This window comes from Corallococcus sp. 4LFB (assembly GCF_046520365.1).
Lineage (GTDB): Bacteria > Myxococcota > Myxococcia > Myxococcales > Myxococcaceae > Corallococcus > Corallococcus caeni.
The window spans coordinates 1-8,738 of the sequence record NZ_JBKGHJ010000375.1 but is presented as its reverse complement, the minus strand read 5'-3'; the positions used below and the strand labels follow the sequence as shown (position 1 = coordinate 8,738).

Here is an 8,738-nt window from a genome sequence, read left to right as displayed (position 1 = left end):
GCGCCCAGTCCCAGGGCCTGGCCCGGAGTCCCTGAGCGAGAGCCGCAGCGTGTGGAGCCTCACCGCGCTCCTGGGGCGCGCTGGGCACGCCGGACGCGCCCGCCGGTGGTGGTGCTGGAGGACTGCCAGTGGGCGGACACGCTCACGCTGCGCGCGCTGGAGGCGTGGTCCCAGGGCCGCCGCGCGGGGGACGGGCGGCTCTTGCTCATCGTGTCCTTCCGCAGCGAGGACATCCATGCGGGCCACGTCGCTGCGGCGGCTGGCGCCGGGCGCGCACCTGAAGCTGTCCGCCTTCGGCGCGGCGGAGGTGGCGCTGCTGGCGGAGTCCATGGCCGGCGTGCTGCCGCCGGAGGCCGTGGAGCTGGTGACGCGGCTGGCGGAGGGCAACCCGTTCATGGCCTCCGCGGTGCTGCACGGGCTGGTGGAGGACGGCGTCCTCATGCCCGGCCCGGACGGCTGGCTGGTGCAGCCGGAGGCGATGGCGCACGCGCGCTCGTCGCGCCAGGCGGCCACCTTCCTGGTGCGGCGCCTGCGCCTGTTGCCGCCGGAGTCCCTGCACGTGCTCAGCGTGGGCGCCGTGCTGGGCAAGTCCTTCGACACGAGGGCGGTGGCGGCCTGTCCGGCACGCCGCTGGAGGCCGTCACCACCGCGCTGGAGCCGCCGCGCCGCCGGCACATGCTGTGGACGGAGGGCACGCGCTCCACCTTCGTGCACGACAAGCTGCGCGAGGTGCTGCTGGACCTGCTCTCCCCGGAGGAGCGCCGGGAGCTGCACCGGCTGGCCGCGCGGGCCGCGCAGCAGGCCGCGCCCAACGACCCCTTCGAGCTGGCCTACCACTTCGACGCGGCGGGGGAGAGCGCGCAGGCCCTGCCCTACGCGCTGGTGGCCGCGGAGCAGGCGCGCCAGCGCTTCTCCCTGGACACCGCGGAGGTGAACTACCGCATCGCCGAGCGCGGCGCGGAGGGCGCGGACGCGCACACCCGCTACCGCATCGCGTCCGGGCTGGGCACCGCGCTGATGATGCGCGGCCGCTACGACGAGGCGCAGCGGCAGCTGGAGGCCGCGCAGGCGCTGGCGCACGACCGGCTGGAGCAGGGCCGCACGCTGGGGCACCTGGGCGAGCTCGCCTTCAAGCGCGGCCAGACGGTGCAGGCCAACGCCTACCTGGAGCAGGGCCTGAAGCTTTTGGGCCGCTACGTGCCGCCCGGCGCGCTGGCCACCGGCGCGAGCGCCGCGTGGGAAATCCTCACGCAGGCCGCGCACACCGTGGCGCCGCGCCTGTGGCTGGCCCGCAAGTCCCTGGCCCAGGGGGAGGAGGACCTGCTCGCGGTCAACCTCTACAGCCGGCTCGCGTACGGCTACTGGTACCAGCGGGGCCGCGCCGCGGTGCTGTGGGCGCACCTGCGCGACATGAACCTGGCGGAGCGCTACCCGCCCACGCCGGAGCTGGCGCAGGCCTACTCCGCGCACTCGCCCGCGCTCACCACCCTGCCCTGGTTCCAGCGCGCGTATGCCTACGCGGAGAAGTCGCTGGCCCTGCGCCAGCAGCTGGGCGACGTGTGGGGCCAGGGCCAGTCGCTGCACTTCTACGGCCTGGCGCTCTACGCCTCGTCGCGCTTCAAGGACTGCATCGAGAAGTGCCGCGAGGCGGTGCGCCTGCTGGAGCGCACCGGCGACCCGTGGGAGGTGAACAACGCCACCTTCCAGATCGCCATGTCGCTCTACCGCCTGGGCCGCCTGAAGGAGGCCGCGGCGGTGAGCCAGAAGCTGCACGCGGCGGCGCTCGCCCTGGGGGACCGGTACTCGCTGCGCCTGGGCCTGGAGGCGTGGGCCAAGTCCACCGGCGGCCGCATCCCCGCGGCGCTGCTGGAGACGGAGCTGGCGGCGCCCACCGCCACCGACCCGCAGTCCTTCGCGGGCGTGCTCCAGGCGGAGGGCCTGCGCCTGCTGCGGGAGAACGAACCCGCGCGCGCCGCGAGGTGCTGGAGCGCGCCGAGCGCGTGGTGGAGGACGCGCACCTGCGCCAGGAGTACGTGGCCCCCATCACCCCGTGGCTCGCCACCGCGCGCAGGCGCCTGGCGCAGCAGGCCAGCCCCTTGAACCCCCGGCAGCGCGACCGGCTCATGATGGAGGCCGACAGCGTGGCGAAGCGCGCCCACGACATCGCGCGCACCTACCGCAACAACCTGCCGCATGCGCTGCGCGAGCGCGCCCTGATGTGCGCGCTGCGCGGCCGCCCCGCGCGGGCCCGCAAGCACTTGGACGAAGCCCTGCGCGTGGCCGAAACGCTGGGGATGCGCCAGGAGCGCGCGCTGACGCTCCAGGCCCGCGGTGAGGTGGGCCGCGTGCAGGGCTGGCCCGGCGCCGCGCGCGACCTGGAGACGGCCGCCCGCGAGCTGGAGGCCATGGAGGACGGCCTGCACAAGGAGGCCGAGCAGGGCACGGCCGGCCTGGAGACGCTGTCGCTGGTGGACCGCTTCCCGCGCGTGCTGGAGGTGGGGCGCAGGCTCGCCTCCGCCCTGTCGCGTGACGCGGTCTTCGAGACCGCCCGCCAGTCCATGCAGGAGCTGCTGCGCGCGGAGCGCTGCGCCGTGGTGGACCCCCGCGCGGTGGTGTCGGAGGAGGACGCGAAGAACCAGGGCCTCAGCCGCACCGCGCTCGCCCGCGCGCTGGAGACGGGCCGCATCACCGTGCTGGGCCAGGGGCTGCCCGGCGGCATCAGTGAGAGCATGGAGCTGCTCGGCGTGCGCTCGCTGCTGTGCGCGCCGCTCCAGGTGCGCGGCCAGACGGTGGCGTGCGTGGTGGCCAGCCACCGCAAGGTGGGCGCGCTGTTCGGCGAGGACGAGGAGCGCCTGGCGTCCTTCGTGGCGGTGCTCGCGGGCGCGGCGCTGGAGAACGCGGAGAACTTCGAGCGCGTCGCCGCCCTCTCCGAGGAGCAGGGCCGCCTCTACCGGGAGGAGCAGGAGGCCGTGCGCCGCCGCGACGACTTCCTGTCCATCGCCGCGCACGAACTGAAGACGCCGCTCACGTCGCTGCAGCTGCACATCCAGGGGCTCCAGGCGAAGGCGAAGGGCGCGCCCATGCCGCCGGAGAAGCTGACCGCGAAGCTGGAGTCCGCCTACTCGCAGACGCAGCGGCTGGGGAAGCTGGTCAACGACCTGCTGGACATCTCCCGCATCGCGCAGGGCCAGCTGCACATCAAGCGCGAGGACGTGGACCTGGTGACGCTGGTGCGCGGCCAGCTGGAGCGCAGCCGCGAGGCCCTGGTGCGCGCCGAGTGCGAGGTGCGCTTCCACGCCAGCGAGCCGCGCCTCGTGGGCCACTGGGACGCGCTCCGGCTGGAGCAGGTGGTGGGCAACCTCTTGACCAACGCCATGAAGTACGGCGCGGGCAAGCCCGTGGAAGTAACGCTGGACGGGGACGCGACGCGCGTGCGGCTGGAGGTGCGCGACCACGGCATCGGCATCGCGGAGGAGGACCGGGCGCGCATCTTCGAGCGCTTCGAGCGCGCGGTGTCCGTGCGCCACTACGGCGGCTTCGGGCTGGGGCTCTGGATTGTCCGCGAAATCGTGCAGGCGCTGGGCGGCAACATCGACGTCGCCAGCGCCCCGGAGCAGGGCTCCACCTTCACGGTGACCCTGCCCCGCTCCGGCTCCCCCGTGCACTGAAGGGGCACGGAGGGCGAGCCTGGAGGGCCGGCGCTACTGGCGCGTCGCCTCCAGGTAGATGACGTTGTCCTGCGAGTCGCGGAACAGCCGCACGTTGGCCACCTGCTCCAGCGGCGTCTCCGACAGGAGGCCGCGCATGCCGTCCTCGTCCCGGTAGGTGAGCCACCAGTCCATGAAGGCCTCCATGTAGCCCGTCTCCGGCGGGTGCACCGCGAAGTTGGCCACCAGCAGGCGTCCGCCCGGGCGCAGCATGTGGAAGAGCAGCGCGGTGAGGCGGGCCGCCACGGAGTCCGACAGGTAGTCGTACAGCCCGGCGGAGTACGCGAAGTCCAGGTCCGTGAACACCGCCTTGCCCGCGAGCAGCGAGCGGACCGAGCCGCACACCGGCCGCACGATGCCACCCGGGTGCAGGCGGGAGATTTCGGCCAGGCTCACCGGGTCCTGGTCGAACGCGATGAGCTCCTCCAGCCGCCGCTCCGCCACCGCGCGCGACGACTCCGCCTCCCGCAGGTGCCCGCATGCCACCGACAGCACGCGCCCGTCCGGCCGCCGCTCGGCCGTCTCGTCCATCATCCGCGCGAGCAGCTCCCGGCGCTCGCGCACGCTCCGCGCGGAGGGCTGCCCGTGCATGTACCGGTAGATTTCGCGGCCCGCGTGCAGCTCGTCCGCCGCGTGGTCCATGTAGAGGTAGTCAATGAGGGCCGCGTCGCCCGCGTAGCCGCGCGGCCGCTCGAAGGCGTGCCGGGTGAAGGGGCACTGGTGCAGGAAGGGGCGCATCGGGTGCTTGCGCGCCAGCTCCAGGCAGAAGCGCTTCCACAGCTCCGGGCTCCACTGCCGCCGCCGCTCGATGAGGCCCCCGTGCAGGTCCGTCATGCCCTGGTGCAGCGTGTCGTCCGGGCCCTGCATCATCCGGGCGTGCAGTGCGTCCAACCACTCCCGCGCTTCCAGGAACGCCTCCTCGGGGGTGGGCGCTTCCTCCCTGGAGCCGTTCACCAGGATGAGGTGGTTGGGTTCAGGCGCGACCGGCAGAGCCGCGCCGTGGACCGAAAAGAGGGGCTGGCGCATAGGCATCATCCTGACAACCTGGGAGCGGAGGTCATCCACTTCCCGCGCCCGCGCCCTTCGGCCGACCCTGCTCCAGCCGGCCAGCCGGGGCCCCGCGCACCGCCCGTCCCGCACCCGCCGCGTGACGCCCCGGGTCCGGCGGGACTGGGCTGGCAGGGTTCTACCCGCAAGGTCTGACAACCCCTGCGGCGTGGAGCGGCGTGGGGCGGCGGAATGCGGGGGTGCGGTATCCGGCGACAGGCACTGCGGCTAGGATGGCGCGCCCCGCCTGGAAGAGAGCCGCAAGCCGCGCATGAAGATTGAAATCGCCCACCTGCCCCACGACATCATCGAGATCATCTATCCCTCGGAAGTGACGCCGAAGGACGTGACCGAGTACGTCGAGCAACTGAAGAAGGACATCACCGCCCGTGGGGGCACGGAGTGGTCCGCGCTGGTGGACCAATCCAGGCTGCGGGTGATGCCCGCCTCCGTGGTGGGGGAGATGGCCCGGCTGAACGCCTACGCCCAGCAGCGCGGCATGAAGCGCTCCGCGCGCGTGGTGAGCGACCCCGGCAGCGGCCTGCAGGCCTGGCGCATGACCAAGAACGCCGGCCTCACCATCCCGGCGAAGACCTTCGAGTCGCGCGCCGAGGCGCTCAGCTGGCTCGAAGCGCCCGACGCGGACTGAAGCAACCCCCGACATCCCCCCGGCCCGGTCCTTCCCTGCGACCGCCGGGGTCCGCCTCCGTCTTCCAGTGACACCCCCTTTCTTCACTGTGTCTGTCGCAGTGCCCGTCAGGAGCCGCCCGCATGTCCGTGCCCGCCCCCCACCTCCGAGCGAAGCTGCTCGGCACCCTGTTCTGTACCTTCACCGCCCTGGCCTGCGGGCCGGCCCCCGAGTCGGGCGCGCCCGAGCAGCAGCCCGCGCTGAACGAGTCCAGCGCGCCGGTCGTCTACGGCACCGACGACCGCCAGGACGTCTACGCGCACTCCAGCGCGGTGCTGAGGGAGCGGGCCCGGCTGTCGACCGTGGCCCTCATGTCGCCCTCGGCGCTCAACACGACCAACCCGAACAACGTCACGTTCAACGGGCAGACGCTGGGCCAGTACGCGAACCTGTGCACCGACCAGCGCTTCCGTAGTGATCCGACGGCGGCCTACTGCTCGGGCACGCTCATCGACGACGACCTGGTGCTGACGGCGGGCCACTGCGTGGAGGACCTGACGGACTGCAAGAGCGCGCGCTTCGTCTTCAAGTACTACCGCACCGCCGAGGGGACCCTGGAGACCGTTACCACCCAGGACATCTTCACCTGCAAGGCCCTCCTGGCGCGGCACCTGAGCGACGAGACGGAGGACACCTACGTGGACTTCGCCATCGTGCAGCTGGACCGCTCGGCGGCGCCGCGCTTCACCCCGGCGCCGGTGCGCCCGGGCAACGCGCCCCTGGCGGTGGGCGCCAACGTGGCCGTCATCGGCAGCGGCAGCGGCATCCCGTTCAAGATCGACTCGGGCGGCTCCGTGCGTGAGAACTACGCGGAGTTCATGGACTACTTCGTCGCCACCACGGACACCTTCGGGGGCAACTCCGGCTCCGGCGTGTACGAGACGGTCAACAACACCGTGGCGGGCATCCTGGTGTTCGGCGACGAGGACTACATGGCGCGCGGCAGCTGCAACGTCGTCAACACGTGCACGGAGACGGGCTGCGAAGGCGAAGGCATCATCTACGTGCACAACGCCATCACGGAGTTCTGCGCGAACAACCCCGGCAACGTGCGGCTGTGCAACGCCACGCCCCCCGTGCCCACGAAGTACACCTTCACCGCGACCAACACCGCCAGCGCCACGCGCAACACCGTCAACGGCACGGTGACGCTCGCGGCCGGCCAGAAGCTCACCGTGGGCACCTGCGGCGTCACCGGCGCCGCCCTCACCAGCGGTGACTCCTGGCTGCGCCTGCGCGGCCCGTCCGGCGCGGAGGTCGCCTCCAACGACGACGGATGCGACAGCGGCGTCGGCTCGAAGCTCAGCTACACGGCCACCGTCGCGGGCACCTACGAGGTCCGCGCCGGCTGCTACCAGAACGGCGGCTGCGGCGGCACGGTGGCCTGGGAAGTCACCCAGGGCAGCACGCCCACCCAGGGTTCCTTCACCTTCGACGTCAGCAACACCGCCAACGCCACCACGGGCACGGCGAACGGCGACGTGACGCTGCAGGCCGGCCAGTCGCTGTCCTTCGGCAGCTGCGGCGTGGCGGGCGCGTCCGGCACGGGCGACACGGTGGTGCGCCTGTTCAACACCGCCGGGCAGCAGGTGACGTTCAACGACGACGCCTGCGGCTCGCTGTCGCACGCGGCCTACACCGCGCCCGCGGGCGCGGGCGGCACGTATCAAATCCGCGTGGGCTGCTTCGGCAGCAGCGCGTGCAGCGGAACGCTGGCCTGGACCGTCCAGTAGCCCCGAAGCCCCACGGCTCCCCTCTCCGGGCCCGTCCCTCCCCACCGCGTCCGCGGGGAGTGGCGGGCCCGGTGTCCTTCCACCCCCTGCCGCCCCACCAGGGAGGCAGGCGAGGAAGGCAGGCGGGGGCGCGAGCCCGGCGCAGGCAGGGAACAACCGCTGCCCTAACTTGAAGGCGCATCCCCACTCCCTCCGAGGCCGCGTGTGCAGACACCGGATGCCCGACAACAGGAGCTCTGGCGCCAGGCACGCCGGCTGTCGTCCGTGGCGGCGGGGCTGACGCTCGTGCTGGGCGCGGCGGTGCTGCTGGGCTGGGCGGTGGGGAGCGTGACGCTGACGCAGCTCGTTCCCGGCCTGCCCTCCATGGTCCCCCTGACGGCCGGGGCCTGATGCTCACCGCGTGCGCGGAGCTGGCGCTGGGCGGACGGCGGCCACGTCGCGCCGGCTGGGCGGGTGCTGGCCCTGGGGGGCGTGCTGCTGAGCGTCCTGATGCTGAGCACGTACCTCGGGGAGTCGTCGCGCCGGGACGCCCTGCTCCAGCAGCTGGGCGGGCGCACTTCACCCCAATCCTCGGCGCTGCTGCTGCTGCTCGGCCTGGCCCTGGCGCTCCGGGATGCGCGGGGACGGTGGGCGCGGCGGGTGGGCCAGGGGCTGGCGCTGGGGGCCCTGTTCCTGTCCTTCAGCGTGCTGGTGGCCTACTCGTTCCAGGAGCCGCGGGTGTACTGGTTCGCCGGCAGGGGAGTCGGCATCGCGCTGCACTCCACCGTGGGCCTGCTGCTCCTGTCCCTGGGGGCCCTGCTGCTGCGCCCCGAGCGGGGCGCGGTGGGGGCGTTCCTGCATGCGAACGCGGGCGGCATCATGGCCCGGCGGCTCCTGCCGGCGCTGCTGGTGCCCTGCTGGGCGCACCGCGTGCTCCTGCGGAGCGCCGTGCAGGGCGTGTCCGCGCGGGACGAGGCGGCGCACCTGGTGGAGGAGATCGCCCGCAAGGTGGCGGCGCCCCGGTGAAGGCCCCCGCCCGTCCTCCCCTCAAGGCGCGGCTGCGCGCCTTGCTCCGTCCGCCGCGCACGCTGTCGGTGACGAAGACGGGCCGCACGTACCTGGTGGTGACGTTCGGCGTGGGGCTGGGCGCGCTCAACACGGGCAACAACCTGCTCTACCTGCTGCTGGGCCTGCTGCTCAGCATGGTGGTGGTGTCCGGCGTGCTGTCGGAGCGCTGCCTGCGCGACCTGACGGTGCGCCGGGTGGGCGCGGACGCGGCCTTCGCGCGCGAGCCCTTCGCCTACCGCTGGGCGGTGTCGCGCAAGGCGGGCCACGGCTTCGCGCTGACGTTCTCCGAGGACCTCTCCCCGCTCACCGGCACCGGGAAGCTGGGGCACCTGCCCGCAGGCAGGGAGCACATCGTCCGGGCGGACCTGGCCGCGCCCCACCGGGGCCCCGTGCGCCTGTCCGGCGTGCGCGTCACCACGACGTGGCCGCTGGGCCTGTTCGCCAAGACGCGCGTGTTCTCCCTGGAGGGGATGCTGCTCGTGTACCCGCGCCGGGGCTACGCCTGCAAGGAGCCGG

At 73.2% G+C, this 8,738-nt stretch carries 9 protein-coding genes and 1 pseudogene; 8 read left to right on the top strand and 2 right to left on the bottom strand.

The window, feature by feature from the left end; all coding sequences use genetic code 11:
- Nucleotides 1-59: 59 nt before the first annotated feature.
- On the bottom strand, nucleotides 60-233 hold the full coding sequence (locus tag ACLEQD_RS30900; RefSeq protein WP_410389043.1) for a hypothetical protein: 174 nt from the start codon (nucleotides 231-233) through the stop codon (nucleotides 60-62).
- 2 nt (nucleotides 234-235) lie between these two features.
- Between ACLEQD_RS30900 and ACLEQD_RS30895 the strand changes: the two genes are divergently transcribed.
- The 3 genes from ACLEQD_RS30895 to ACLEQD_RS30885 all read left to right on the top strand — a co-directional run bounded on the left by ACLEQD_RS30895 (nucleotide 236) and on the right by ACLEQD_RS30885 (nucleotide 3,668).
- Entirely contained in the window at nucleotides 236-934 is a 699-nt protein-coding gene (locus tag ACLEQD_RS30895) for a hypothetical protein (protein ID WP_410389041.1), read from the top strand.
- An 83-nt stretch (nucleotides 935-1,017) separates the two neighbouring features.
- Entirely contained in the window at nucleotides 1,018-2,100 is a 1,083-nt protein-coding gene (locus ACLEQD_RS30890; protein WP_410389045.1) for a hypothetical protein, read from the top strand.
- A complete protein-coding gene (locus tag ACLEQD_RS30885) occupies nucleotides 2,001-3,668 on the top strand; it encodes an ATP-binding protein (protein ID WP_410389040.1) in 1,668 nt (555 codons plus the stop codon). Before ACLEQD_RS30890 ends, ACLEQD_RS30885 begins: the two co-directional genes overlap by 100 nt.
- Nucleotides 3,669-3,701: 33 nt before the next feature.
- Here the strand turns inward: ACLEQD_RS30885 and ACLEQD_RS30880 are convergent, their stop codons facing one another.
- Entirely contained in the window at nucleotides 3,702-4,733 is a 1,032-nt protein-coding gene (locus ACLEQD_RS30880) for a class I SAM-dependent methyltransferase (protein WP_410389038.1), read from the bottom strand.
- Nucleotides 4,734-5,025: 292 nt separating this feature from the next.
- Here ACLEQD_RS30880 and ACLEQD_RS30875 point away from each other — a divergent pair, with 292 nt between their 5' ends.
- The 5 genes and pseudogenes from ACLEQD_RS30875 to ACLEQD_RS30855 all read left to right on the top strand — a co-directional run.
- A complete protein-coding gene (locus ACLEQD_RS30875) occupies nucleotides 5,026-5,403 on the top strand; it encodes an STAS/SEC14 domain-containing protein (RefSeq protein WP_410389036.1) in 378 nt (125 codons plus the stop codon).
- A 122-nt stretch (nucleotides 5,404-5,525) separates the two neighbouring features.
- Nucleotides 5,526-7,175: a trypsin-like peptidase domain-containing protein gene (locus ACLEQD_RS30870; RefSeq protein ID WP_410389034.1), complete on the top strand. Its 1,650-nt coding sequence runs from the start codon at nucleotides 5,526-5,528 to the stop codon at nucleotides 7,173-7,175.
- Between the two features lie 204 nt (nucleotides 7,176-7,379).
- Nucleotides 7,380-7,565 carry a hypothetical protein gene (locus tag ACLEQD_RS30865; RefSeq protein ID WP_410389033.1) on the top strand — a complete coding sequence of 62 codons (186 nt, stop codon included), beginning with the start codon at nucleotides 7,380-7,382 and terminating at the stop codon, nucleotides 7,563-7,565.
- A gap of 63 nt (nucleotides 7,566-7,628) precedes the next feature.
- Nucleotides 7,629-8,180, top strand: coding sequence for a hypothetical protein (locus ACLEQD_RS30860; protein ID WP_410389031.1), 552 nt, complete (start codon nucleotides 7,629-7,631; stop codon nucleotides 8,178-8,180).
- A pseudogene (locus ACLEQD_RS30855) lies at nucleotides 8,177-8,738 on the top strand (DUF58 domain-containing protein); the annotation flags it as partial. The gene ACLEQD_RS30860 and the pseudogene ACLEQD_RS30855, both read left to right, overlap by 4 nt.

What these genes read in the sequence shown, in the direction of transcription:
- ACLEQD_RS30900 (WP_410389043.1), bottom strand. Translation starts at nt 233, where the DNA reads ATGTCCTCGCTGCGGAAGGACACGATGAGCAAGAGCCGCCCGTCCCCC.
- ACLEQD_RS30895 (WP_410389041.1), top strand. Translation starts at nt 236, where the DNA reads ATGCGGGCCACGTCGCTGCGGCGGCTGGCGCCGGGCGCGCACCTGAAG.
- ACLEQD_RS30890 (WP_410389045.1), top strand. Translation starts at nt 1,018, where the DNA reads ATGATGCGCGGCCGCTACGACGAGGCGCAGCGGCAGCTGGAGGCCGCG.
- ACLEQD_RS30880 (WP_410389038.1), bottom strand. Translation starts at nt 4,733, where the DNA reads ATGCGCCAGCCCCTCTTTTCGGTCCACGGCGCGGCTCTGCCGGTCGCG.
- ACLEQD_RS30875 (WP_410389036.1), top strand. Translation starts at nt 5,026, where the DNA reads ATGAAGATTGAAATCGCCCACCTGCCCCACGACATCATCGAGATCATC.
- ACLEQD_RS30870 (WP_410389034.1), top strand. Translation starts at nt 5,526, where the DNA reads ATGTCCGTGCCCGCCCCCCACCTCCGAGCGAAGCTGCTCGGCACCCTG.